The organism is Micromonospora sp. Mcm103 (genome assembly GCF_024519755.1).
GTDB classification, from domain to species: Bacteria; Actinomycetota; Actinomycetes; order Mycobacteriales; family Micromonosporaceae; genus Micromonospora; species Micromonospora aurantiaca.
The window spans coordinates 39,290-63,266 of record NZ_JALJRJ010000028.1 but is presented as its reverse complement, the minus strand read 5'-3'; the positions used below and the strand labels follow the sequence as shown (position 1 = coordinate 63,266).

At 73.8% G+C, this 23,977-nt stretch carries 27 protein-coding genes and 1 riboswitch; of the genes, 12 read left to right on the top strand and 15 right to left on the bottom strand.

What is annotated here, in order from left to right:
- Positions 1–14: 14 nt before the first annotated feature.
- The 3 genes from kdpA to OC439_RS27275 form a co-directional block, all read right to left on the bottom strand.
- Positions 15–1,670, bottom strand: a complete 1,656-nt coding sequence (kdpA, locus tag OC439_RS27285) for a potassium-transporting ATPase subunit KdpA (RefSeq protein WP_135243031.1) — start codon at positions 1,668–1,670, stop codon at positions 15–17.
- A complete protein-coding gene (gene kdpF, locus OC439_RS27280) occupies positions 1,670–1,759 on the bottom strand; it encodes a K(+)-transporting ATPase subunit F (RefSeq protein WP_036311210.1) in 90 nt (29 codons plus the stop codon). The genes kdpA and kdpF overlap by 1 nt, the downstream gene beginning before the upstream one ends.
- 184 nt (positions 1,760–1,943) lie before the next feature.
- Positions 1,944–2,363 carry a hypothetical protein gene (locus tag OC439_RS27275; RefSeq protein ID WP_262015923.1) on the bottom strand — a complete coding sequence of 140 codons (420 nt, stop codon included), beginning with the start codon at positions 2,361–2,363 and terminating at the stop codon, positions 1,944–1,946.
- A 172-nt stretch (positions 2,364–2,535) separates the two neighbouring features.
- Between OC439_RS27275 and OC439_RS27270 the strand changes: the two genes are divergently transcribed.
- Positions 2,536–5,769, top strand: a complete 3,234-nt coding sequence (locus OC439_RS27270) for an AfsR/SARP family transcriptional regulator (RefSeq protein WP_262015922.1) — start codon at positions 2,536–2,538, stop codon at positions 5,767–5,769.
- Here the strand turns inward: OC439_RS27270 and OC439_RS27265 are convergent.
- From OC439_RS27265 to OC439_RS27255, 3 genes are all read right to left on the bottom strand, one after another.
- Positions 5,711–6,505, bottom strand: a complete 795-nt coding sequence (locus OC439_RS27265) for an ABC transporter permease (protein ID WP_262015921.1) — start codon at positions 6,503–6,505, stop codon at positions 5,711–5,713. The two genes, OC439_RS27270 and OC439_RS27265, sit on opposite strands and share 59 nt — an antisense overlap.
- Complete coding sequence (locus tag OC439_RS27260) at positions 6,502–7,461, bottom strand: ATP-binding cassette domain-containing protein (protein WP_262015920.1); 960 nt, start codon at positions 7,459–7,461, stop codon at positions 6,502–6,504. Before OC439_RS27260 ends, OC439_RS27265 begins: the two co-directional genes overlap by 4 nt.
- Positions 7,462–7,569: 108 nt before the next feature.
- Complete coding sequence (locus tag OC439_RS27255; protein ID WP_013283796.1) at positions 7,570–7,788, bottom strand: hypothetical protein; 219 nt, start codon at positions 7,786–7,788, stop codon at positions 7,570–7,572.
- A gap of 85 nt (positions 7,789–7,873) precedes the next feature.
- On the opposite strand from OC439_RS27255, the gene OC439_RS27250 reads away from it, so the two are divergent.
- Together OC439_RS27250 and OC439_RS27245 are read left to right on the top strand one after the other, a co-directional pair.
- Positions 7,874–8,629 carry an SAM-dependent methyltransferase gene (locus OC439_RS27250; protein ID WP_262015919.1) on the top strand — a complete coding sequence of 252 codons (756 nt, stop codon included), beginning with the start codon at positions 7,874–7,876 and terminating at the stop codon, positions 8,627–8,629.
- A gap of 38 nt (positions 8,630–8,667) precedes the next feature.
- The gene (locus OC439_RS27245; protein ID WP_262015918.1) at positions 8,668–9,093 is read left to right on the top strand and encodes an ATP-binding protein; all 426 of its coding nucleotides are present in this window, start codon (positions 8,668–8,670) and stop codon (positions 9,091–9,093) included.
- A 28-nt stretch (positions 9,094–9,121) separates the two neighbouring features.
- Here the strand turns inward: OC439_RS27245 and OC439_RS27240 are convergent, their stop codons facing one another.
- On the bottom strand, positions 9,122–9,904 hold the full coding sequence (locus tag OC439_RS27240; protein ID WP_262015917.1) for a DUF3152 domain-containing protein: 783 nt from the start codon (positions 9,902–9,904) through the stop codon (positions 9,122–9,124).
- A gap of 204 nt (positions 9,905–10,108) precedes the next feature.
- On the opposite strand from OC439_RS27240, the gene OC439_RS27235 reads away from it, so the two are divergent.
- The 3 genes from OC439_RS27235 (at position 10,109) to OC439_RS27225 (ending at position 13,009) form a co-directional block, all read left to right on the top strand.
- Positions 10,109–11,299, top strand: coding sequence for a DUF2786 domain-containing protein (locus OC439_RS27235; protein WP_262015916.1), 1,191 nt, complete (start codon positions 10,109–10,111; stop codon positions 11,297–11,299).
- Positions 11,300–11,399: 100 nt separating this feature from the next.
- Positions 11,400–11,762: a YciI family protein gene (locus OC439_RS27230; RefSeq protein WP_262015933.1), complete on the top strand. Its 363-nt coding sequence runs from the start codon at positions 11,400–11,402 to the stop codon at positions 11,760–11,762.
- Positions 11,759–13,009, top strand: a complete 1,251-nt coding sequence (locus OC439_RS27225) for an RNA polymerase sigma factor (RefSeq protein ID WP_262015915.1) — start codon at positions 11,759–11,761, stop codon at positions 13,007–13,009. The genes OC439_RS27230 and OC439_RS27225 overlap by 4 nt, the downstream gene beginning before the upstream one ends.
- Before the next feature lie 66 nt (positions 13,010–13,075).
- Here the strand turns inward: OC439_RS27225 and OC439_RS27220 are convergent, their stop codons facing one another.
- The 4 genes from OC439_RS27220 to OC439_RS27205 form a co-directional block, all read right to left on the bottom strand.
- Positions 13,076–13,249: a CsbD family protein gene (locus tag OC439_RS27220; RefSeq protein WP_013283784.1), complete on the bottom strand. Its 174-nt coding sequence runs from the start codon at positions 13,247–13,249 to the stop codon at positions 13,076–13,078.
- Between the two features lie 67 nt (positions 13,250–13,316).
- Positions 13,317–15,572, bottom strand: coding sequence for a heavy metal translocating P-type ATPase (locus tag OC439_RS27215; RefSeq protein ID WP_262015914.1), 2,256 nt, complete (start codon positions 15,570–15,572; stop codon positions 13,317–13,319).
- A gap of 17 nt (positions 15,573–15,589) precedes the next feature.
- Positions 15,590–16,570, bottom strand: coding sequence for a DUF748 domain-containing protein (locus OC439_RS27210; RefSeq protein WP_262015913.1), 981 nt, complete (start codon positions 16,568–16,570; stop codon positions 15,590–15,592).
- A 36-nt stretch (positions 16,571–16,606) separates the two neighbouring features.
- Positions 16,607–16,813, bottom strand: coding sequence for a heavy-metal-associated domain-containing protein (locus tag OC439_RS27205; RefSeq protein WP_262015912.1), 207 nt, complete (start codon positions 16,811–16,813; stop codon positions 16,607–16,609).
- Positions 16,814–16,893: 80 nt separating this feature from the next.
- Here OC439_RS27205 and OC439_RS27200 point away from each other — a divergent pair, with 80 nt between their 5' ends.
- From OC439_RS27200 to OC439_RS27185, 4 genes are all read left to right on the top strand, one after another.
- The gene (locus tag OC439_RS27200; RefSeq protein ID WP_013283780.1) at positions 16,894–17,193 is read left to right on the top strand and encodes a metal-sensitive transcriptional regulator; all 300 of its coding nucleotides are present in this window, start codon (positions 16,894–16,896) and stop codon (positions 17,191–17,193) included.
- Between the two features lie 125 nt (positions 17,194–17,318).
- A complete protein-coding gene (locus tag OC439_RS27195; protein WP_114919353.1) occupies positions 17,319–17,528 on the top strand; it encodes an SHOCT domain-containing protein in 210 nt (69 codons plus the stop codon).
- Between the two features lie 164 nt (positions 17,529–17,692).
- The gene (locus tag OC439_RS27190; protein WP_262015911.1) at positions 17,693–18,967 is read left to right on the top strand and encodes a YibE/F family protein; all 1,275 of its coding nucleotides are present in this window, start codon (positions 17,693–17,695) and stop codon (positions 18,965–18,967) included.
- A 154-nt stretch (positions 18,968–19,121) separates the two neighbouring features.
- Positions 19,122–19,253: riboswitch (cyclic di-AMP (ydaO/yuaA leader) on the top strand.
- A gap of 3 nt (positions 19,254–19,256) precedes the next feature.
- Positions 19,257–20,285, top strand: coding sequence for a coiled-coil domain-containing protein (locus OC439_RS27185; RefSeq protein ID WP_262015910.1), 1,029 nt, complete (start codon positions 19,257–19,259; stop codon positions 20,283–20,285).
- 57 nt (positions 20,286–20,342) lie between these two features.
- Here the strand turns inward: OC439_RS27185 and OC439_RS27180 are convergent, their stop codons facing one another.
- Positions 20,343–20,996 (bottom strand): carbonic anhydrase, encoded by a 654-nt coding sequence (locus tag OC439_RS27180; RefSeq protein ID WP_262015909.1) that lies wholly within the window; start codon positions 20,994–20,996, stop codon positions 20,343–20,345.
- Positions 20,997–21,163: 167 nt separating this feature from the next.
- Here OC439_RS27180 and OC439_RS27175 point away from each other — a divergent pair, with 167 nt between their 5' ends.
- Both OC439_RS27175 and mycP read left to right on the top strand, forming a co-directional pair.
- Positions 21,164–21,505, top strand: coding sequence for a helix-turn-helix transcriptional regulator (locus tag OC439_RS27175; protein ID WP_262015908.1), 342 nt, complete (start codon positions 21,164–21,166; stop codon positions 21,503–21,505).
- A gap of 56 nt (positions 21,506–21,561) precedes the next feature.
- Positions 21,562–22,800 carry a type VII secretion-associated serine protease mycosin gene (gene mycP / locus OC439_RS27170; protein WP_262015907.1) on the top strand — a complete coding sequence of 413 codons (1,239 nt, stop codon included), beginning with the start codon at positions 21,562–21,564 and terminating at the stop codon, positions 22,798–22,800.
- Between the two features lie 61 nt (positions 22,801–22,861).
- Here mycP and OC439_RS27165 read toward each other — a convergent pair whose 3' ends face one another.
- From OC439_RS27165 to OC439_RS27155, 3 genes are all read right to left on the bottom strand, one after another.
- Positions 22,862–23,143 (bottom strand): WXG100 family type VII secretion target, encoded by a 282-nt coding sequence (locus tag OC439_RS27165; RefSeq protein WP_013283773.1) that lies wholly within the window; start codon positions 23,141–23,143, stop codon positions 22,862–22,864.
- Positions 23,144–23,171: 28 nt separating this feature from the next.
- The gene (locus OC439_RS27160; protein WP_013283772.1) at positions 23,172–23,480 is read right to left on the bottom strand and encodes a WXG100 family type VII secretion target; all 309 of its coding nucleotides are present in this window, start codon (positions 23,478–23,480) and stop codon (positions 23,172–23,174) included.
- Positions 23,481–23,695: 215 nt separating this feature from the next.
- Positions 23,696–23,965 carry a hypothetical protein gene (locus OC439_RS27155; RefSeq protein WP_262015906.1) on the bottom strand — a complete coding sequence of 90 codons (270 nt, stop codon included), beginning with the start codon at positions 23,963–23,965 and terminating at the stop codon, positions 23,696–23,698.
- Positions 23,966–23,977: the final 12 nt, after the last annotated feature.

Genomic DNA, 23,977 nt, shown 5'->3' with positions numbered 1-23,977 from the left:
GTCTCTCATGGTGGTCACAGCCCTTCGGCCAGCGGGCCGAGCGCGAGTGCGGGAAGGAAGGTGAGCGCGACGAGGACCACTGTGACGCCGACGACCATGCCGACGAACAACGGCCGGTGGGTCGGCAGGGTGCCCTCGGAGGCGGGTGTGGGTTGCTGGCGGGCCAGCGAGCCGGCCAGCGCGAGCACGAAGATGATCGGCAGGAACCGGCCGAGCAGCATGCAGAGCCCGAGCGCGGTGTTCCACCACTGCGTGTTCACGGTGATGCCGGCGAACGCGGAGCCGTTGTTGTTGCTGGCCGAGGTGAACGCGTAGAGCACCTCGGAGAGCCCGTGCGGCCCGACGTTCAGCGCCGTCGAGGCGTTGCCGGTGGCGAACGCGGCGGCGGTGCCGGTGAGCACCAGCGCCGGGGTGATCAGGAAGTACATCGAGGCGAACTTGATCTCACGCGAGCCGATCTTCTTGCCCAGGTACTCCGGGGTGCGCCCGACCATCAGCCCGGCCACGAACACCGTGATCACCGCGAGGATCAGCAGCCCGTACAGGCCGGCGCCGACGCCGCCGGGCGCGACCTCGCCGAGCATCATGTTGCCCAGCGTCATCATGCCGCCCAGCGCGGTGTACGAGTCGTGGAACGAGTTGACGGCGCCGGTCGAGGTGAGCGTGGTGGCCGCCGCGAACGTGGCCGAGTTCGACACGTCGAAGCGCACCTCCTTGCCCTCCAGCGCCGCGCCGACCGCCTGCGGCACCGTGCCGTCCCCGGTCAGCTCGAAGACGTTGGTGAGGGTGATGCTGGCGAGCGCCAGGATCGCCATGACCGCGACGATCGCGTAGCCCTGCCGCTTCTGCCCCACCATCCGGCCGAAGACCCGGGGCAGGCTGAACGGGATCACCAGGATCAGGAAGATCTCCAGCCAGTTCGTCCACGCGGTCGGGTTCTCGAACGGGTGGGCGCTGTTGACGTTGTAGAAGCCGCCGCCGTTGGTGCCCAGCTCCTTGATGACCTCCTGGCTCGCCACCGGCCCGCCGGTGACGGTCTGGGTGCCGCCGGTCAGCGTGGTCACGTCGGTGCCGCCGGACAGGTTCTGCACCACGCCGCCGAGCATCAGCGCGAGCGCGCCGAGCACCGCGATCGGCAGCAGGATCCGCAGCGTGACCCGGGTCAGGTCGACCCAGAAGTTGCCCAGCTCGCCGGTGCGGCTGCGGGCGAAGCCCCGGACCAGCGCCACCGCCACGGCGATGCCGACAGCGGCCGAGACGAAGTTCTGCACCGCCAGGCCGGCCATCTGCACCAGGTGGCCCATCGTCGACTCACCCGAGTACCACTGCCAGTTCGTGTTGGTCACGAACGACACAGCGGTGTTCCAGGCGCCGTGCGGCACCACCGGGTCGAATCCCAGCGAGAGCCACAGGTGGTTCTGCAGGCGCTGGAACGCGTACAGGAACAGCAGGGAGACGGCCGAGAAGGCCAGCACCGAGCGGGCGTACACGCCCCAGGTCTGCTCGGCGGCAGGGTCGACCCCGACCAGGCGGTAGATCCCCCGCTCGACCCGGGACGACCGGGTTCCGGCGACCACGCGGTGCATGTAGTCGCCGAACGGCCGGTGCACGGCGACCAGCGCCGCCACCAGCGACAGGACGAAGAGCACGCCGGCTGTCGTCATGCTCATCAGAAGCGCTCCGGGAACAGCAGGGCGGCGACCAGGAACACGCCCAGGCCGATCGCCAGCACCAGGCCGACGGCGTTGACGGCGTTCACAGCTTCTCCACGCCCCTCACCACGAGGGCGAGAGCCGCGAACAGCCCCACCGTCAGCAACACGAACAGCACGTCAGACACGGCTGACCTCTCCTAGCGGAAGATGTCCTCGCGACCGCCTCCCGGCCGCGCCGGGCAATCACAGCGCCGTATCCGCCGGACGGACAGGGGTCTTGACGCGACCATCACGCGCGGCCGCGGTTTCTTGACGCGCTTTTCACGCCGCCTCCGCGGCCCGTGATCCGGGTCACCGGATCGGCCTCGGCGCCGATCGACCGGAGGTACCGGTAGCCGGCGCCGAGCACCGCGGCGAACCCGATCGGCACGGCCTGGGACCAGGCGTCACCCGGGCCGGTCAGCTCGCCGTAGCGGTGCGCGAGGAACCCGACGAAGACCGCCGCACCCAACGCGGCCACCACCGCGACCGCGCGCAGGTCGGCCACCACAGCGGCGTACGCCCCGACGACGCCCGCCATCACCAGGACCCGCCCGGGCCGCTCGTCAGACCCGAACACCCCCGCCGCCACCAGCGCCGCGCCGACCACCACGACGGCGCCGGCGGCCACCCGGAATCCGGTGCACCCGTCCGCCCGATCTCGTCCCATGTCCGCCTCCCGCGTCGGTACGTCCTCCGCGGGCCATACCAGCCGGGCCGGGTGCGTACGGTCGACGGCTTTGACGGATCCGGTACGGGCGGGCCGGGGCTTTTAACGCCGCCTTCACGGGCCGCACGGCGCGGGGGCCGTGACGGGCCGGTCCGCCGCCTACGCTGGCCCGGTGACCACCGAACTGACCCTGCTGTCGGACGTGGTCTGCCGAGGTGTGCCGGTGGGCGGCGCCCGGCTGCGCGGGCTGCTGGCCCTCCTGGCCGGCCGGCTCGGGCCCGGCTGCGGCACCGGTGCGCTCGTCGACGCGCTCTGGCCGGACGATCCGCCCCGGCATCCGGTGAAGGCGTTGCAGATCCTGGTCTCCCGGGCCCGCGCCGAGCTGGGCGCCGACCTGATCGTCCGGACCGCCACCGGTTACCGGCTGGCGCTCACCGATGCGCAGGTGGACGTGGCGGCGGTGCTGCGGCACGCCGCGGCGGCGGCACGGCACGCCCGGGCGGGTGCGCACGCGCCCGCACTCGCCGAGGCGGAGGCCGGGCTGGCGTACTGGGCCGGTCCGCCCGGCGACGACCCGGGTGAGGGCGATCCGCTCGCCGCGTTGCGCGCGGACCGGGCCGCCACGTACCGCGAACTGTCCCGGGCGCGGGCGCTCGCGTTGTCCCGGCTCGGACGGCCCGCGGAGGCGCTGGCCGGGCTCGCCGCGCCGGCCGCCGCAAGCCGGCACGACGAGGAGGTGCTGGCCGAACTGCTCCGGTGCGAGGCAGCGGTGACGAGCCGGTCGGCGGCGCTGACCCGGTACGAGGACTACCGCCGCTCGCTCCGCGACGAGCTGGGCGCCGAGCCGGGAGCGGCGCTGCGCGAGCTGCACCGGGAACTGCTCGACGGGGAGAGCCGGGTGGCCCGGCCCGGCATCCCGTACGAGCCGAACCCACTGCTGGGCCGCGACGGCGACCTGGCGTCGGTGGAGTCCCTGCTGGCCGGCTCCCGGGTGGTCTCCGTCGTCGGTCCGGGCGGGCTGGGCAAGACCCGGCTCGCGTACGCGGTGGCGCGGCGCGCGCCGCAGCGCAGCGTACGCCTGGTGGCGCTCGGCGCGGTCACCGCCGACGGCGACGTGCCCGAGGCCCTCGCGGCGGCGCTGGGGGTCGGCGAGCCGGTCGCCGGGCCGGTCGGCGCACTGCCGGTGCCCGCCGAGCCGGTCGCCGCGATCGTGGCGGCGCTCGGACCGGGGCCGGTGCTGCTGGTGCTGGACAACTGCGAGCAGGTGGTCCGGGGCGTCGCCGAGCTGGTGGCGGCGCTGCTGGCGGCGACCCGGGAGCTGCGGGTGCTGACCACCAGCCGCACCCCGCTGGGGTTGACCTCGGAGGCGGTGCACGCGCTGCCCGAACTGCCGCTGGACACGGCGGTGCAGCTGTTCACGCAGCGGGCCCGCGCCGCCCGGCCGGGCGTGGTGCTGCCCGCCGACCAGGTGGCCGAGGTGTGCCGGCACCTGGACGGGATGCCGCTGGCGATCGAGCTGGCCGCCGCCCGGGTGCGGGCGATGAGCGTGCCGGAGCTGGCCCGCCGCCTCGACGACCGGTTCGGGCTGCTGCGTGGCGGCCCCCGGGACGCGCCACCACGCCACCACACGTTGCACGCGGTGGTCGACTGGAGCTGGAACCTGCTGCGGCCGGAGGGGCGGGCGGCGTTGCGGGCGCTGTCCGTCTTCCCCGGCGGGTTCAGCGCGGCGGCGGCGGACCGGGTGCTCGGCGAGGACGCGCTGCCGGTGCTGGAACACCTGGTCGACCAGTCACTGCTGCGGGTGGAGGAGACGCCGGACGCGATCCGGTTCCGGATGCTGGAGACGGTGCGGGAGTTCGGCGCCGCCCGCCGCGCCGAGGCCGGCGAGGACGAGCGGGTGCTGGCGGCGTACCTCGCCTGGGCCCGCGAGTTCGGCCTCGGGCACCACGAGGCGCTGCTCGGCGCCGAACCGTTCACCACCGTCGCGACGGTCCGCGCCGAGCAGGACAACCTGGTCGCCGCGCTGCGCCTGGCAGTGGCCCGGTCCGACGCACCGACAGTCGCGGGTGTCGCCGCCGCGCTGGCCGCCGTGTGGACGCTCGACACCAGCTACACCCGGATGCTCGCGCTGGTCGCCGACACCGACTTCCTGCTGTCCCACTACCGTCCGGCGCCGGAGTTCGTGTCGCCGGTCCGTACCGTCGCCGTGCTCGGCGTGGCGCACAACCTGATGATCGCCGGGCGCCGCTCGACCCGCTCGCTGGTCGTACTGCGCCGCCTGCCGCCGCCCCCGCCGGACACGGTCGCCGGTGCGATGGCGGTGGTGCTGGGCGCGCTCCCCGAGATCGGCGCCGAACCGGCCGTGCTCACCGCGCTGCGCGCGCACCGCGAACCGCTTGTCGCCGCGATGGCGAACGCCCTGGCCAGCTATCTGCTGGAGCAGGCCGGGCGGCCTGACGACGCGCTCGACGCGGCCCGGCGGATGCTCGACGCGCTGGCGCACCGGCCGCTGCGGTGGCTCCTGGTGCTCGCCCACTCCCGGGTCGGCGAACTCTGCATGCAGGCCGAACGCTCGGCGGAGGCCCGGGACAACCTGACCGCCGCGCTGGACCTGCTGGCCGACTCCGGCCCGTGGTGGGACCGCCTCCAGATCCGCTGGAGCCTGGTGCTGGTCAACCTGGCGCTGGGCGAGGTCGACGAGGCGGAACGCTGGCTGCGGCTGGCCACCACCGACGCCTGCGACAGCCGGTACGACGCCGCGCCGGTGCCGGACGACCAGTACGGCATGCGGGCGTACGAGCGCGGCATCAGGGCCGAGTTCGCGCTGGCCCGGGGCGATGTCGAGGCCGGCCTGGCCGGCTGGCGGGAGGCGCTGGACGGGTTGCGGCAACCGTCGAATCCGCTCGTCTGGTCCGGCCCGCCCGGCGACGCGCCGTGGCATCTGGAGATCCGGGCGGCCGCCCTGGCCGCGCACGCCCGGCACGGCCGGCTGGACCTGGTGCCGGGGCTCGCCGACGCGTTGCGCCGCCGGAGCGTGACCCTGCTGGCCGACCCGATCACCGACCCGCCCGGTTTTCTCGTGCAGCTGCCGATCCACGGGTCGCTGCTGCTCGCCCTCGCCCTGGTCGAACTGGACCGGTCGGGTGGCACCGGCGACAAGGCCGCCGGCGCCCGGCTGGTCGCGCTCGCCGAACGCTTCGGCTACCTGCGCAACTTCCAGCCCACCATGTCCTCGGCGGCAGCCCGCCAGGCGGCGCTCGACGCGGACGCGGCGGCGTACGACGCGGCCCGCGCGTCGTACGCCGCCCTCGACCACGACGAGTTGCGGCTCGCCGCCGTGGCGGAACTCAGCGGGACGGATCCCGGTCGTACAGCCGGCGCGCCCACAGGTAGCCGAGCAGGCTGATCCCGGCACACCAGGCCATCGCGGCGAGAGCGTCACCGCCGTCGACCGGACCGGCCAGGAGCAGCCCGCGCAGCGTCTCCATGATCGGGGTGAACGGCTGGTGCTCGGCGAACCAGGCGAGCCACCCGGGCATCGAGTCGGTCGGCACGAACCCGCTGCCCAGGAACGGCAGCAGCATCAGCGGCATGGGCAGGTTGCTGGCGCTCTCCACGCTCTTGGGCACCATGCCCAGCGCGACCGACAGCCAGGTGATCGCGAACGCGGTGAGGGTGAGCAGCCCGGCGGCGGCGAGCCACTGCGCCGGGCCGGCGTCCGGCCGGAAGCCGACCAGCAGCGCCACCCCGACCACCACCGCCAGCCCGAGCAGCGTCTGCGCCACCGCGCCGACGACGTGGCCGGTGAGCACCGCCGCGCGGGCGATGGACATGGTGCGGAACCGGGCCACGATGCCCTCGGTCATGTCCATGGCCACGGCGATCGCGGTGCCCTGTGCCGCACCGGCCATGGCGAGCAGCAGGATGCCGGGGGTCACGTAGTCGGCATACGCGGACCGGCCCCCGGCCACACCGCCGAGTCCGTTGCCGAGCGTGCCGCCGAAGACGTAGACGAACAGCAGCAGGAAGATCACCGGCAGGGCGATCACCATGACGGTCAACGACGGGTAGCGCACCGCGTGCTTGAGGTTGCGGCGCAGCATGGTCGCCGAGTCGCCGACGGTGTGGGCGAGCGTGCTCATGCGGTCACCTTCTCCTCGGTGGGGTGGCCGGTGAGGGCCAGGAAGACGTCGTCCAGGTCGGGGGTGTGCAGGCTCAGCGAATCGACAGCGACACCGGCCGCGTCGAGCCGGTCGAGCAGCGCCCGTACCCCGGTGACGCTTCCGTCGCCCGGTACCCGCAGGGTGAGGTCGTCGTCGTGCCGGGTGGCCGCCGGGAACAGCCCGGCCGCCGCTGCGAGTTGCGCCGCGTCGGTGAAGTGCAGGCGTACGTGGCCGCCGGGCACCAGCCGCTTCAGCTCGGCCGGGCTGCCCTCGGCGACCAGGCGGCCGCCGTCGAGCAGCGCGACCCGGTCGGCCAGGTGGTCGGCCTCCTCCAGGTACTGGGTGGTGAGGAAGACGGTGGCGCCCTCGGCCACCAGTTCACGGACGATCTGCCACATGGCCCGCCGGCTGCGCGGGTCCAGGCCGGCCGTCGGCTCGTCCAGGAAGATCAGCCGGGGCCGGCCGACGAGCGTCATCGCCAGGTCCAGCCGGCGTTTCATCCCGCCCGAGTACGCCGCCACCGGCTTGCCCGCCGCCTCCGTCAGGTCGAAGCGGGCCAGCAGGTCGTCCACCACCCGCCGTCCCTCGACCCGGCCGAGGTGCCGCAGGTCGGTCATCAGCCGCAGGTTCTCCGCGCCGGTGAGCAGCGCGTCGACGGCGGAGAACTGGCCGGTCACGCCGATCGCGGCGCGTACCCGGTCCGGTTCGGCGGTCAGGTCGTGGCCGGCGACCCGGACGGTGCCGGCGTCGGGGCGGATCAGTGTGGAGAGGATCTGCACGGTGGTGGTCTTGCCGGCGCCGTTCGGGCCGAGCAGGGCGAAGACAGTGGCCTCGGGTACGCGCAGGTCGACACCGTCGAGCACCACCTGTCTCCGGTACGCCTTGCGCAGCCCGGACACCTCGACCATCGCGCCGGGAGAGTTCGTCGTCGTCATGCCCGCAACCGTGACGGCAGGCGGGATCAGCGCGGTTTCACGACGGTTTCACGCCGCCGAATCACCCGTCGATCGCTCGGTGCAGGGACCTCGTGACTGAGCGTGAGGTCAGCGCGGCATCTCGCGCCAGCCGGAGCCGCTCGCGCGCCACGCCCCGGCCAGGATCGTCGCTGAGCCACGACTCGGGCACTGCTGAATCCGGGACCGGCCGCTCGCCCCGCCGATCTGCGCCTGGACCTGCCACTGGCTTCCGTCGGTGCGGATGTAGACGTCGCGCCGTCCGCGAGGGTTGCTGACGCCGTTCCACCAGTGTTCCTCGACCACCATGCGGTGACCGTACCCCAGGAGACCCGGACGGGCCCAGACCGGAATTCCGTTGCTCCGCGTGACCGGGTGGGCGCACCCTCCACGAATGACCTCACCGGACCTTCCCCGCCAGTTCACCATTCGCGAAGGCGAGCTGCGCATCCTCAACCCGTTCGACGACGTCAAGCTGGCCACGCTGGGCCGGGCGATCCGGCTGCGGCCCGGCGACGAGATGCTCGACCTGTGCAGCGGAAAGGGCGAACTGCTCTGCACCTGGGCCCGCGACCACGGGATCACCGGCACCGGGGTCGACATCAGCACCGTCTTCACCGCCGCCGCCCAGGAGCGCGCCGCCGGACTCGGTGTAGCTGACCGGGTACGGTTCGTGCACGGCGACGCCGCGGCGTACACCCCGGAGCGGCCGGTCGACGTGGCCGCCTGCGTCGGCGCGACCTGGATCGGCGGCGGGGTGCCCGGGACGCTGGACCTGCTCGGCCGGGCGTTGCGGCCGGGTGGCATGGCGCTCGTCGGCGAGCCCTACTGGCGGCGTGACCCGCCGGACGACGAGGCGGTCACCGGCTCGCACGCCCGGTCCCGCGACGAGTTCCGCGACCTGCCCGGCCTGGTCGAGTCGTTCGGCGAGTACGGCTGGGACCTGGTCGAGATGGTCCTCGCCGACCAGGACAGCTGGGACCGGTACGCCGCCGCGCACTGGCTGAACCTGCGCCGCTGGCTGGACGCCAACCCGGACGACGAACTGGCCCCGGAGCTGCGGCGGGAGCTGACCGAGGACCCGGTGCGGTACGTCCGTTTCGAGCGCGAGTACCTGGGGTGGGGCGTGTTCGCGCTGCTGCGGCGCTGACCTGCTTAACGAACGGCTACGCAGGGTAAAGCCAGATCATGGGACAGTTGCGCACCTCGCCTCCGCCGCCACAGGCCACCGAGCTGGAGCAGTGGGTGCTTGACAGTCCCGAGGATCTTCGTGGGCTGCGCGCCTCGCTCCGTGACGCGCTGAACCGGCACGGCCTGGTGCAGGGCGAGGATCTGGACGAGGTGCCGCACCTGGTCGTGCTGGTCGCCACCGAGCTGGCGAGCAACGCGCTGCGGCACGGCCGCCCGCCCACCATCGTCACGCTGCTCACCACCGACGACCGGTTCCTGCTCGACGTGGCCGACCACGACGTCAGTTCGGTGCCGGAGCTGACCGACATCAGTCCGACGGACTCGGGCGGGCGGGGTCTGTTCCTGGCCCAGTCGGTCTCGCTCGACGTGGGCTGGTACGCCACCGGGAAGACCAAGAACATCTGGGCCTCGTTCTCCCGGTGAAGGGCCGGGGCGGCCGCCGGGCGAGGGCTCAGCGGTCCCCGGCCGGGATCGGGTCGTCGTACTGGCCGGGCGGTCCGGACAGCGGCTCGCCGCCCACGATCGGCCACGGGTTCGGCGTGCAGCCGTGCAGGCCGAGCGTCTGCTGCACCATCACCGGCGCCGGACCGCCGGCCCGGGGGCAGCGCTCGTGGCCGCGGCCCAGCCGATGGCCGACCTCGTGGTTGAGCAGGTACTGCCGGTAGCGGGAGAGATCGGTCACGTGCGGCACCCCGTACACCCAGCGGGCCACGTTGATCACCACCTGGTCGCCGTTGCGGCAGGACGTGTACCTGTCGCTCGGGTCGCCGCACAGCCGCCCCCGGGTGACAGGCGTGGTGAGCAGCACTGTGAAGTCGGCGCGGTCGTCGCGGCCCACCCGTTGCAGCCGCCACCGGCCGTCGCCGGTCCAGCCCCGCCGGTCGGCGAGGGTGGCGGCGACGTCCCGGGCGAACCGCTCCACGTCCACGTTGCGGATGCCGTCCTCGACCGCGACCCGGTAGCGCAGCAGCTCACCGGAGCGGCCGGCGACCGCGCCGACCGTGTCGGCGGTGCGGAACGTGCCGTCACCCCGGGCCGGGTAGCCGATGCCGGGGGCCACCCGGCCGGCCGCCGGGACCGGCGCCGGCGCGGCCGTCGGCGTGGGACGCGCGTCCGGCGCGGGCGCGCCCGGTGCCGCCGCCTGCACGGTCCGCCGCACCTCGATGCGGTCCAGCAGGTCCGGGTGCCGGGCGGCGTACCCGCCGGCGGCGAGCACGGCCCCGACCAGGACCACCGCCAGGACCCGTGGTGATCTCGACCTCCGTCGTCGCCGGTGCAGCCCCCGGTCGTGCCCGCCCACGTGATCTCCGTCCGTCGCGCCGCCCCGCTCCGGGCAGGAGTACGGACGCCGGGCCCGGACGGTTGAACCGGCGGGCCGGGTACCGTCGGTACCGGGGTGGACGACCTGCCGCCTGTCGGAGTTCAGGGAGAGTCACCCGTGTCACCAGCCGAGCGACTGCTCGACGCCGCCGTCGCGACCGCGCGCGCCACCGACGTACGCGCTGCCGAGCGGGCCCTCGACGGGCTCGTGGTGGCCGACGGCGCGGCGGTGGACGCGGCGCTGCTCGCCCGGCTCACGCGGGACGTGGGCCGGCTCTGGCCGCGTGGCTGGCAGCCCGCCGACCTTGATCGACTAGCCGTCCGGCGGCTCACCCCGCGCGGCGCCCGGCTGCTGCGCGACGCGATGGCCGCGCAGCGGCGCACGCTGCCCGCGCCGGTCCCGGCCTGGTTCGACGAGCAGCTCGCCGAGACCGGCGCCCGCTGGGACGACGACGCGGGCTGGCTGGATCGGCGCGCCGACGGGGACCGGATCACCGCGCTGCGGGACGCGGTGGACGCGATCGTCCTGGTGGCGGGGTTGCCGCCGATCGCGGCGCTCCGGCCGCCGCCCGGCTCGGCGGGTACCGCCCTCGCCGCCGCGACACCGAGCGGTTCCCGGATGCTCGACCGGGTACGCGCGCTGCTGGCGAAAGCGGAGTCGACCGGCTACCCGGCCGAGGCGGAGGCGTTCACCGCGAAGGCGCAGGAGCTGATGGCCCGGCACAGCATCGACGCGGCGCTGCTCGACGCCGGGGCCGACCGGACCGGCGGCCCGGGTGGCGTGCGGATCGGCGTCGACGCCCCGTACGCGGCCGCGAAGGCGCTGCTGATCCAGGAGGTGGCGGCGGCGAACCGGTGCGAGTCGGTCTGGTCCGACGACCTGGGCTTCGCCACGGTCCTCGGCTTCCCGGCCGACCTGGCGGCTGTCGAACTGCTGCACACCTCGCTGCTCGTGCAGGCCACCGCCGCGATGCTGCGCGGCCGGGGTGAACGCGGCAGGGCCGGCGGGCGACGCACCAAGGGGTACGACGATTCGTTCCTCAACGCGTTCGCGCTGCGCGTCGGCGACCGGCTGCGGTCAGCGAGCGCGGCGGCGGCCGAGGAACTCGACGACGACCGGCTGCTGCCGGTGCTCGCGGCCCGCTCGGACGCCGTCCGGGAACGCGTCGACCAGCTCTTTCCGGGCACCACCCGGCACCGCCTCCAGGTGCGTGACGAGCAGGGCTGGGTCTCCGGCACCAGCGCGGCCGACCGGGCCTCGCTCGACCCGGGCCGCCCGGCACGCCGTCCGGTACGCGGGGGCCGCTGAACTTCCCGGGGGATGATGTCGGATCGGGCGGACCGGCTCCGACCCGTCTGCGAGGCGCCACCGCCGGTGGCCCGCATCCGAGGAGTGCACCGTGAAGTACATGCTGCTGATCTGGAACCGGCCCGGCTTCGTGGAGGAGCTGTCCGAGGCGGAACGCACCGCGATCTTCGGTGAGGTCGACGAGATCATGAAGGAGCTGACCGAGTCCGGCGAGCTGGTCGGCGGCGAGGCGCTCGCTCACCCCTCGCAGACCCGTACGGCCCGTCCGGCCGCCGGTGGCGGCGCCGAGATCACCGACGGGCCGTTCATGGAGAGCAAGGAGCAGTTCGCCGGCTACCTGACCGTCGACTGCGAGACCCCGGAGCGGGCCGCCGAGATCGCCGCGCGCTGGCCGGACGTGCGGCACGGTTTCGGTGTGCTGGAGGTGCGCGCGGTGATGGAGCAGGCCGGGACGGAGATGTGACGTCGCGGGCGGTCGAGGATCTGCTGCGTGAGCTCGCGCCGCAGGTCCTCGGCGTGCTCGTGCGGCGGCACGGCCAGTTCTACGCCTGCGAGGACGCGGTCCAGGAGGCGCTGCTGGCCGCCGCCGTGCAGTGGCCGGAACAGGGCCTGCCGGACCATCCCCGCTCGTGGCTGGTCACCGTCGCCACCCGGCGGCTCACCGACGAGTGGCGCAGCGAGCACGCCCGCCGGGAACGCGAGGTGGCGGTGGCGGTGCGGCAGCCCGCGTACGCGACCGTCGCGCCGCCCGCCGACGAGGAGACCCCGAGCGGGGACGACACGTTGAAGCTGCTGTTCCTCTGCTGCCATCCGGCGTTGCCGGTGAGCGGGCAGGTGGCGCTCACACTGCGCGCCGTGGGCGGGTTGAGCACCGCCGAGATCGCCCGCGCCTACCTGGTGCCGGAGGCGACGATGAGCCAGCGGATCCGCCGCGCGAAGCAGCGGATCGAGGCGTCCGGCGCGCGTTTCACGCTGCCGTCGCCGGCGGACCGGGACGAGCGGCTGGCCGCCGTGCTGCGGGTGCTCTACCTGGTCTTCAACGAGGGTTACACCGCGTCCAGCGGCGAGGCGCTGCACCGGGCCGAGCTGACCGCAGAGGCGATCCGGCTGACCCGGGAGCTGCGCCGGCTGCTCCCGGACGACGGCGAGGTGGCCGGGTTGCTGGCGCTGATGCTGCTCACCGACGCGCACCGGGCCGCCCGTACCGGGCCGGACGGCGAGCTGGTGCCACTGGCGGAGCAGGACCGCAGCCGGTGGGACCGGGACGCCGTCGCGGAGGGGGTAGCGCTGGTGACCGAGGCGCTCACCTGGTCGGCGCCGGGGCCGTACCAGGTGCAGGCGGCGATCGCCGCGGTGCACGCGGAGGCGCCCACCGCCGAGGACACCGACTGGCGGCAGATCGTCGCGCTCTACCGGGTGCTGGCGCGGGTCGCGCCGAACCCGATGGTCACGCTCAACCAGGCCGTCGCGGTGGCCATGGTGGACGGCCCGCGTGCCGGGCTGGCGCTGCTGGCCACGCTCGACGGCGACGACCGGACCTCGGGGCACCACCGGCTCGCCGCCGTCCGCGCGCACCTGCTCGACCTGGCCGGTGACCGTGCGGAGGCCCGGGCCGCGTACCTGGCCGCCGCGCGGGCCACCACGAGCCTGCCGGAGCGGCGTTATCTGGAGGTACGCGCCGCGCGCCTGGCCGGTGACCGGCCGCGCTGACCCGCACCCGGACAGCACTCCGGGCCGGCCCGTGGGCCGACCCGGTGGTGTGTGTGCGTCGCGTACTCAGCTCTTGAAGGCGTCCTTGATCTTCTCGCCGGCCTGCTTGAGCTTGGCGCCCGCCTGGTCGTTGCGGCCCTCGGCCTCGAGGCGCTCGTTGTCGGTCGCCCGGCCGACGCCCTCCTTGACCTTGCCCGCGGTGTCCTGGGAAGCGTTGTCGATCTTGTCGTCCAGACCCATGATGACCTCCACTGATGCGGTTGCCTGACGACAACTGGTTACCCCGTCGGCCGTCGGCTCAATCCCCTCACGCGATCGGGCGGAAGCGCCGCAACCGCAGGCTGTTGCCCACCACGAAGACCGACGAGAACGCCATGGCCGCCCCGGCGAGCATCGGGTTGAGCAGTCCGGCCGCCGCCAGCGGCAACGCCGCGACGTTGTAGGCGAACGCCCAGAACAGGTTGCCCTTGATGATCGCCAGCGTCCGCCGGGAGAGCCGGATGGCGTCCGCCGCGACCATCAGGTCGCCCCGGACCAGCGTCAGGTCGGCGGCCTCGATGGCCGCGTCGGTGCCGGTGCCCATGGCCAGCCCGAGGTCGGCCCGGGCCAGCGCGGCGGCGTCGTTCACCCCGTCGCCGACCATGGCGACCACCCGGCCCTCGCGCTGGAGCCGCTCGACCACGTCGACCTTGTCGGCGGGCAGCACCTCCGCGATCACCTCGTCGATGCCGACCTCGGCCGCCACCGCCTTCGCCACAGTGGTGTTGTCGCCGGTGAGCAGCACCGGCTTCAGGCCCAGCTCACGCAGCCGGGCGACCGCCGCCCGGCTGGTCGGCTTCACCGCGTCGGCCACCGCGAGCACACCGCGGGCCCGCCCGTCCCAGCCGGCCAGGATCGCCGTCCGCCCGGCGGCCTCCGCGCCGGTCGCGGCCCGCACGACCTCCTCGGGTACGTCGAGACCCCGCTCCCGCAGCAGCCGGGCCCGGCCGACCACCACGGTCCGGCCGTCGACGGTGCCGGTCACGCCCAGCCCTTCGGCGTTGGCGAACTCGCCGACCGGCGGCAGCGGTCCGGCTTCGGCCGCGGCCTCGGCGACGGCCCGCGCGATCGGGTGCTCGGAGGCGGCCTCCAGCGCACCGGCCACCCGGAGCAGTTCGTCGGCGTCCTCGCCGTCGGCGGGCAGCACCTCGGCCAGCGCCATCCGGCCGGTGGTGACGGTGCCGGTCTTGTCCAGCACCACGGTGTCGACCCGGCGGGTGGACTCCAGCACCTCCGGCCCCTTGATCAGCACGCCGAGCTGCGCGCCGCGGCCGGTGCCGACGAGCAGCGCGGTCGGGGTGGCCAGGCCGAGCGCGCACGGGCAGGCGATGATCAGGACGGCCACCGCCGCGGTGAACGCGGCGGTCGGCCCGGAGCCGGTGCCGAGCCACCAGCCGAGCGTGCCGGCGGCCAGCGCGATCACGATCGGCACGAAGACGCCGGAGATCCGGTCGGCGAGCCGCTGCACCGCCGCCTTGCCGGTCTGTGCCTGCTCCACCAGCCGCGCCATCTGGGCGAGCTGGGTGTCCCCGCCGACCCGGGTGGCGCGGACCACCAGCCGGCCGCCGGCGTTCACCGTGGCGCCGACCACGGCGTCGCCCTGGCCCACCTCGACCGGCACCGACTCGCCGGTGAGCATGCTGGCGTCGACCGCGGACGTGCCCTCCTCGACCACACCGTCGGTGGCGATCTTCTCGCCGGGCCGGACCACGAACCGGTCGCCGACCGCGAGCCGGCCGACCGGGATCCGGGTCTCCTGCCCGTCGCGCAGCACCGCCACGTCCTTGGCGCCGAGTTCGAGCAGGGCGCGCAGCGCCGACCCGGCGGTGCGCTTGGAGCGCGCCTCGAAGTACCGCCCGGCCAGGATGAACACGGTCACCCCGGCGGCGGCCTCCAGGTAGATGTTGCCGGCGCCGTCGCCGCGGGTGATGTCGAGGCTGAACGGGTGCTTCATCCCGGGCATGCCGGCGTCGCCGAGGAACAGCGCCCAGAGCGACCAGCCGAACGCGGCCAGCGTGCCGAGCGAGACGAGCGTGTCCATGGTCGCCGCGCCGTGCCGCAGGTTGATCAGCGCGGCGCGGTGGAACGGCAGCCCGCCCCAGACCACCACCGGGGCGGCGAGGGTGAGCGAGGCCCACTGCCAGTAGTCGAACTGCCAGGCCGGAACCATGGCGAGCACGATCACCGGCAGGGTGAGCGCGGCGGAGACCCAGAGCCGGGTACGCGCGGTGCGCAGCTCGTCCACCGGCTCCCCGGCCGCTGCCGCCTCCGCCTGCTCGGGCGGCGGCGGCACCACGGCGGTGTAGCCGGTCTTCTCGACGGTGGCGATCAGGTCGGCCGGCGCGATGTCGTCGGCGTACCGGACGGTGGCCTTCTCGGTGGCGTAGTTCACAGTCGCCTCGACGCCGTCCATCCGGTTGAGCTTCTTCTCGATCCGGGCGGCGCAGGACGCGCAGGTCATCCCGCCGATCGCCAGTTCGATCAGGTTCGGCGCGGTGGGCAGCGCCTTTCCCGTGGCAGTCATCGCGGCACCTCCGGCGCTCAACTGTGCCCGTGCCCCGGGGTGCCGTGTCCGGCGTCCGGGGTCGGTGCGGTGGTGGATGCCGGCGCGGCGGGCGCGGGCGCGGTCCGGTCGCCGGCCAGGACGGTGAACTCGGCGGTGTGCACCGCGTCGCCGTGCCGGAAGTCCAGGTAGAGACGGTACGCCCCGGCCGAGGGCACCTCGGCGGCGAACGTGATCGCCGGACCGGCAGGTGTGCGCCCGTCGCCGGGCGTGCCCTCCGGGTGCACGTGCAGGTACGCCAGGTCGCCCTGCCGCAGCGCCACCAGGTGCCCGTACGCCCCGAGGTAGGGCGCAAGGTCGGTGACCGGCCGCCCGTCGCGGCTGACGGAGAGCGTGAGCCGGCTGGTGCGGCCCGGCTCCGGCGTGCCGGTCAGGGTGACCGTGTAGCCGTCGACTGTGGTGCTGGTCGCCGGCGCCGGCAACGGCCGGGCGGTCAGCTCGCCGGGGACCGTGACGTCCAGGCCGAGCGTCAGCGGCTCGCCGCCTTCGGGGGTGAAGTCGGCGAACGCCCGCCAGACGCCGGGGCCGCCGAGCGGTGAGGCGACCCGCCAGGTGCCGTCGCCGGCCATCTCCGGGTGGACGTGCCGGAACCCGGACAGGTCCCGGCGGGCGACGATCAGGTGCATGCGCTTGTCGTGGGCCACCTCGAAGCGGGTGACCGGTGCGCCGTCCGGGCCGGTGATCCGGAAGGCGAACTGCCCGGCCGGGGCGTCGGCGGGCTGGAACGTGTAGCCGCGCTCGGAGACGAGCAGCCCGCCGGGCAGGTGCGCGGAGGCGCCGCCCGCCTGGCTCTCGTCACCGTGGCCGGTATCGCCGGCCCCGTGGTCGCTGCCGGTGTCGTCGTGTCGGGTCTCGGCGGCCGGGGCGACTGGATCGGCCAGGTTGCCGATCCCGTACGCCGCGCCGAACACCGCCACGAGGCCGAGCGCGAAGCCGCTGAGCTTCGTCGCCGTGTTCATGGTGTCTCCTCGGTTGTCGCGGGTCCGCCGGACCCGTCACGCACCGACGAGGTCGTAGCCGGCCTCGTCGACCGCCGCGCGGACCGCGTCCGCGTCCAGCGGGTTCTGACTGGTGACGGTGACCCGGCCGCCGGCCAGGTCGACCTGGACGTCGGTGACGCCCGGAAGTGCGCTCAGCTCGGTGCTCACCGAGTTGACGCAGTGCCCGCAGGTCATGCCGTTCACCTGGTAGGTGGTCTCCATCTCGCCCTCCGATCTGATACCCCCCAGGGGTACGTTCCGAACGTTAGCATACCCCCGAGGGGTACGCTATCCTCGGTTTCATGACCGCGCCGTCCAGCCCGACCCGGGGCTACACCGCCAGCAAGGACCAACTCCTCGCCCGGCTCCGCCGGATCGAGGGGCAGGTCCGTGGCATCGAGAAGATGGTCGAGGACGACCGTTACTGCATCGACGTGCTGACCCAGATCTCGGCCATCCAGGCGGCGCTGGACAAGGTCGGCCTGGGCCTGCTCGACGGCCACGCCCGGCACTGCATGCACGAGGGCGCCGCCGAGGGCCGGGCCGACGAGATGGCGACCGAGATGATGGCCGCCGTCGGCCGCCTGATGAAGCGCGGCTGAAGGGGGACCTCCGGCCCTCCGGGCGGGGCACATCGACCCGCGCCGACGCGCCCGGGCGGACGTACCGTCGACGTGGCGGGCAGGCCGGACCGGCGGACCCGCGGCGACGGACGGAGGGCGGCCCGATGATGTGGCAGAGCCCGATGATGGGCTGGATGTGGATCTGGTCCCTGCTGGTGCTCGGGGTGCTGGCGGGGCTCGTCTGGGCGGCCGTGCGGTGGACCGGCCCGCAGTACCTGGGCCCGACGACGGCCCGGCGCATCCTGGACGAGCGGTACGCCCGCGGCGAGATCGACGAGGACGAGTACCGGCGACGCCGGGCCGGCCTGACCTGACCCGCGCGGGGCGCGCGTCACCGGCCACGGTGTCCGGGACCGCCCGGCCGGGCTGCCTACCATGGCCGGGCGACGACCCGGACGTGGTCGACACGTCCACGCCGGCCGGGTGACCAGACCGGTCCGGCGGACCAGGCGTCGCCGCGACCGTTGGGAGAGACGTCATGGGTGCCGACCACACCCGCCCCGCACCCGCCGCGCCGCCGGGCGTACGGCGGCTGCTCGTCGCCGTGGTGGTGCCGCTGTTCGCGCTCACCGTGATCGCGGCGCTGGTGCTCTGGCCCGGGCAGGACCGGGAGCCGGTCGGCGGCGCGGACGTCCCTCGCTACCACGGCACGGTGACCCGGGTGGTCACCGAGCCCTGCCCGCCGACGCCGGAGGCCCCGGAGGGCGGCGGTGGCCCCTGCGGCACCGTGACCGTCACCGCCGAGCAGGGCCCGGACGCGGGCCGGCAGGTCGAGACGCCGATCCCGGCCGGGCCGGGCGCGCCGCGGGTCGCGGTCGGCGACGAGGTCGTCCTGGTCGAGCTGACCGACCCGGCCGACCCGGCGGTGAAGTCCTACAACATCGCCGAGCACCAGCGCGGTACACCGCTGATCTGGCTGATGGTGCTGTTCGCCGCCGCGATCGTGGCGTTCGGCAGGTGGCGCGGGCTCGCCGCGCTCGGCGGCCTGGTGGCCAGCTTCGCCATCCTGCTCGGCTTCGTGCTGCCGGGCATCGGCGCCGGCCAGCCGCCGCTGCTCGTCGCGATCGTGGGCGCCGCGTTGATCATGTTCGTGGTGCTCTACCTGACCCACGGGATCACCGCGCAGACGTCGGTCGCGGTGCTCGGCACGCTCGGCAGCCTGGTGGTCACCGGCGTGCTCGGCCTGCTCGCCACGTCCGCCACCCACCTGACCGGCTTCGGCAGCGAGGACGCCACCACGCTGTCCATGTTCCAGGGCGACGTGGACCTGCACGGACTGCTTCTGGCCGGCATCATCATCGGCTCGCTGGGCGTGCTGGACGACGTCACAGTCACCCAGGCGGCCACCGTCACCGAACTGGCGCACGCCAACCCCGGACTGTCCCGGCGGCAGCTCTACCGGGCGGCGACCCGGGTCGGCCGGGCCCACATCGCGTCCACCGTCAACACCATCGTGCTGGCGTACGCCGGCGCCTCGCTGCCGCTGCTGCTCCTGCTGGTCGCCGACTCCCGCCCGGTGAGCGAGATCCTCACCAGTGAGTTCCTCGCCCAGGAGATCGTCCGCAGCGCGGTGGCGACGCTCGGCCTGATCGCCGCCGTACCGCTGACGACCGGACTGGCCGCGATCGTGACCACCGCCGGGCGGCGCTCGCCCGGCGCGGAGCCGGCGCCCGCCGCGCCCCCGCCGCCGGCCGGACGGGACGACGCGCTGGAGGCGCTCGGCGGCGGGAAGAGTACGGAGGCCGCATGGTGACACTCCGCAGCGTCACCATCGAATTCAAACGCGACGCTGGTCACGGTGCGCCACGGCGAAATCTCGCTATTGGTCGGCTTCCGGACGTAGATCCTCACGAGTGCTGTCAGGTAACCTCGCTGCCGGTCACCGCCGAAGGCGCGCACCGGCGCCAGCGGTGCCGCCGCCCAATCGCCCACGGGCGAACCGGGGAACCAGGTACATGGGGTGAATCCGCGACAGCGGTAGGGGCCACTTCCGTCCCGAACCCGTCAGCTAACCCGGTCGGCGGCCGACGGAAGGGAACACTGTGACGGCACCCCTGCGCCGCTGGCTGACACCCGTGGTGGCCGTGCTGGCCTCGCTAGCCGTGCTGGCCGGCCCGAACCCGGCGACCGCGGCCCCCGCCGCGGCGGCCCCCGGCACCCCCTCGGGCCACGAGGAGGACGGCGATCCGCCGCTCATCACCGAGGCGATCGACTCCGCCAACCGGAACTTCCTCCAGGCCAAGGCGAAGCTCGCCAAGTCCCAGGATCGCCAGCGGCGGCTGGCGGCCGAGGTGAAGACGGCACAGGCCGAACTCGACGCGCTCAGCCCGCAGGTCAACCAGCTCGCCGCCCAGTCCTACCGGACCGGCCGGATGGGCGCGATGGCGATGCTGCTGGAGAGCAACTCCCCCGACTCGTTCGTCCGCCGGGTCAACGCCCTGGACGAGCTGAACCTCCTCAACGCGCAGCGCCTGGCCGCCATCAACGCGGTCAAGACCCGCGCCGAGCAAGCCAAGATCGCGCTCGACGCCGAGGTGCGCGAGCAGGAGAAGCAGAAGAACGCGATGGAGCGCGAGAAGGTGCAGGCCGAGCGCGCGCTGAAGCTCGTCGGCGGTCTCGGCTTCACCGGCGGCCTGGTCTCCGCCACCTCACCGGTCGCCAAGATCGCCCCCGGCCGCACCGCCGACGGCGGGTGGAAGGCCGAGTCGTGCAGCGAGGATGACCCGACCACCTCGGGCTGCGTCACGCCGCGCACGCTGCACGCGTACAAGGAGGTCCGGCGCGCGGGCTTCAAGCGCTTCGTGGGCTGCTACCGGTCCGGCGGGCCGTGGGAGCACCCCAAGGGCAAGGCGTGTGACTGGTCGCTGCAGAACAGCGGCTTCGCGCCGTGGCACAACAACGACACCCGCCGGTACGGCAACGAGGTCGCCGCGTTCCTGATCCGCAACGCCGACCGGCTGGGCATCTACTACGTCATCTGGAACCGGCAGATCTGGTTCCCGGCCACCGGCTGGCGTTCCTACAGCGGACCGTCGAACCACACCGACCACGTCCACATGTCGCTGCTCTGATCCGGACACCACGAAAAGGGGCCGCCCGAGGGCGGCCCCTTTTCGCGTCCGAATGTGTCAGCTCGCCAGCGCCGGGTCGGCGGGCGCGGCCGGGGCGGGCAGCGGGGCCGGGGACTGCGCCACGGTCCGCACCTCGCCACCGGCGAGCCGGTACGACATGCCCACCACCGTGCACCGCCCGGCGGCCACCCGCTCGGCCAGCACGGCGGACCGGGCCAGCAGCGTCTCCACCGTCTGCGCGATGTGGACGTCGATGATGCCGTCGAGGTCCTCGACGCCCTGGCGGGCGGCGCGCAGCAGGCTCGGCGAGACCGCGTCCACCACCGCGCCCAGGTGCCCGGCCGGGGCGGCACCCGTCCGGACCCCCTCCCGGGCGGCCTGGACCGCGCCGCACGAGTCGTGCCCGAGCACCACCACGAGCGGCGTGCCCAGCACGGTGACGGCGTACTCGACGCTGCCGAGCACCTCCGGCCCGGCGGTGTGCCCGGCGGTACGCACCACGAAGAGGTCACCGAGACCGCGGTCGAAGATGATCTCGGCGGCGAGCCGCGAGTCGGAGCAGCCGACGATCACCGCGAACGGGTGCTGGCCGTCGGCGACCGCCGCCCGGTGCCCGGCGTCCTGATTCGGATGCTGCGGGACGCCCGTGACGAACCGGTGGTTACCGGCACGCAGCTCGGCAAGTGCCTGTTCCGGGGTGCTCGGCGTCATGTCCCTCACCTCGTCTACCTGGGGAACCACCAGGCCGAACGGCCTCGCGACCCACGGTCACACGCCCCTCGGGGTCCGTCAAGATTCGTGATACGCATTTCATACTTTCCCGTCTCCGCTCCGCCCCGGACCGCGCCGATTCGGCAGGTGGCGGACGTGGCCATAGCATGACCACCATGGCGACCACACCAGTTGAGGACGGGAGCCGCCGTAACTGGACCTTCCTCACCAACCATGGCCACGTGCTGCTGGCGATCGCGCGCAACCCCACCGCCCGGTTGCGGGACGTGGCGGACGAGGTGGGCGTGACCGAGCGGGCGGCCCAGGCCATCGTGGCCGACCTGGAAGCAGGGGGTTACCTGCGGCGTACGCGGGTGGGACGGCGCAACGAGTACACGATCAATCCGAAGGGCCGCTTCCGGCACCCGGCCGAGGCCGACCAGCAGGTCGGCGCGCTGCTGGCCCTGTTCGCCGGCGAGCCCGCCGGGGACGCCGCCGCCGGCCGGTGATCCGGCCGGCACCACGTGCGCCCCGCGCGGGCGGGCGCGGCGGGTAATCTCACCGCGTGCGCGACAGCTTGCGGCCGGGCGCGACCACGGGACGCGTCCGGGCCGGACACCGGATCAGGTCCGTCCTCTCCGGAGCGGCGGTGACCGCCCTGCTCGGCGGCGCGCTGGCGGTGCCCGCGCCCGCGCTGGCCGCCCCGAAGTGCGGCCCAGCCGGCGGCCCCGCACCCACCGAGGTGCCGTGGGCGCTGAGCCGTCTCGACCCGGCCGCCGCCTGGCGGCTCGGCAAGGGCGCGGGCATCACCGTCGCGGTGATCGACTCCGGGGTCTCACCGACCCATCCCTTGCTGCGCGGGCGGGTGCTGCCGGGTGAGGACTTCAACCAGCTCGTCCGCCTGAAGGGGCAGTGCGACCTGGTCGGCCACGGCACCATGGTCGCGGGCATCATCGCCGGCCGGGAGGGCACCGGCACCCCGTACACCGGCATCGCGCCGGAGGCGAAGATCCTGCCGCTGCGGGTGCTGGCCGAGAACAAGGAGAACTTCGACCCGGACGTGCCGGCCGAGATCGGCAAGGCGATCCGCTGGGCCGTCGACCACGACGCCGACGTGATCAACCTGTCCCTGGTCACGCTCGACGACCCGGCGCTGAAGTCCGCCGTGCAGTACGCGCTCGGCAAGGACGTGGTGATCGTCGCGTCCGCCGGCAACCGGCAGGAGAACCGGGAGGACCGGCCCGCCTATCCGGCGGCGTACGAGGGTGTCGTCGCCGTCGCCGGGATCGACGAGCAGGGCGGGCACGTCGGCAGCTCGGTCAGCGGGGACTACGTGGACATCGCCGGCCCCGGCCTGAACATCGTCGGGCCCGCGCCGCAGGGGCCGGGCTACCGGGGCGAGCCGCAGGGCGGGACGAGCTTCGCCACCGCGTACGTCTCCGGGGTGGCCGCGCTGGTGCGGGCCGCGCACCCGGACATCGGCGCCGACGAGGTCGCCTACCGGCTGACCCGCACCGCCGACAGCCCGCCGGACGGGCACAACGCCGAGGTCGGCTACGGGATGGTCAACCCGTACCGGGCCGTCACCAGCCTGCTGGGCACCCGCAGCGACCCACCGCTGGGCGCGATGCCGCCACCGGCGCCGCCGGCCGACCCGCTGGCGGGGCAGCGCACCGTCGCGATCTGGGTCGCCGTCGTCGGCGCGCTGCTGGCCGGCGTCCTGCTGACGCTGCGGCCCATCCTGGTACGCGGACGGCGGCGCGGGTGGCGGCCGGGCCGGCGCGACGTCCCGCAGGACGCCTGACGATGCACGACGGCTCCGCCCGGCGCGAGCCGTAGCGGAGCCGCTGTGGACCGGTCGGGGGTCAGTTGCCCCAGACCTTGGAGTTGCTCATCTCCGTGGTCATGTAGTTCTCGCGCGCGATGCCCACCGCGCCACCGATCTCGTTCAGGACCTTGTTGATGTCCCGCACGGCGGCGTCCCACTGGGCCTGGTGCTGCTGGTAGGCGGCCCGGTCCTGGCCCTCCCACTCGAGCTTGGTCAGCATCGCCCGCAGCGTGTCCAGCTTCTCGTCGATGGTCCGCGAGATGGCCTGCATCTGCTGGTTGCTGCTCTCCAGAACAGCGTAATCAACCTTGATGCTCATCGGTTCCTCCTCTGCCTGTCTTCGCGGATCACGGGTTGAGCGCAGCGTGGAACTTGTCCAGCATCTGCTGCTGCTCTTCGTCGTTGACCTGGTGCGTGGTGCCCGACTTGTCGAGCAGGTCCGCGATGTTGTCCATCGCGGTCAGCAGCTTCGTCGTGTCCTCGTTCCAGCGAGTCATCAGGCTCTGGAAGCCCGTGGACGCCTGGCCCTTCCAGGCCATCGCCAGGTCGTCGACCACGTTCCACAGCTTCTTGAGCTCGCCGTCGACGTCGCTGCGCGTGGACCGCACGTCACTCGCGGCGGTGTGCAGAGTCGCTGCACTGACCTCGAACGCCATGCTTCACACCCTTCCGTCATCTTGTGGCGGCGGTTCCGCCGCGCCCTCCCCCGCGGCAAGGCGTACACACCCCACCGACGGACACTTCATCCGAACCGTAGCGGACGATGTCCAACCCGCGCAGCCCTGCTGACCCATCGTCGTATTCCGACATGCCACTGTCGACAGACGCGGAGCGCCACCCCTCCGTACCAGGTGGACGGTCGAGGGCGAGGTCAGGACCGATCGCGTGCGGATCTGACGATCGTCGACACGCCGAAGGCCAGCACCGCGACCAGCATCACCACCACGACCCACAGCACCGGCTTCTCGAACGCGCGCTGGAACGACAGCACCAGCAGCGCCGCGCAGGTGCTCAGCGCCACCACCTCGGCGGCCCGTCGCAGCCGCGCCGAGCGGTTCAGCCCGGCGAACAGCATCAGGACCACGAAGACCGGGATGGTCAGCAGGACGTACAGCAGCAGCGAGAAGAGCAGGGTGTCCACGCGTCGCCCCCG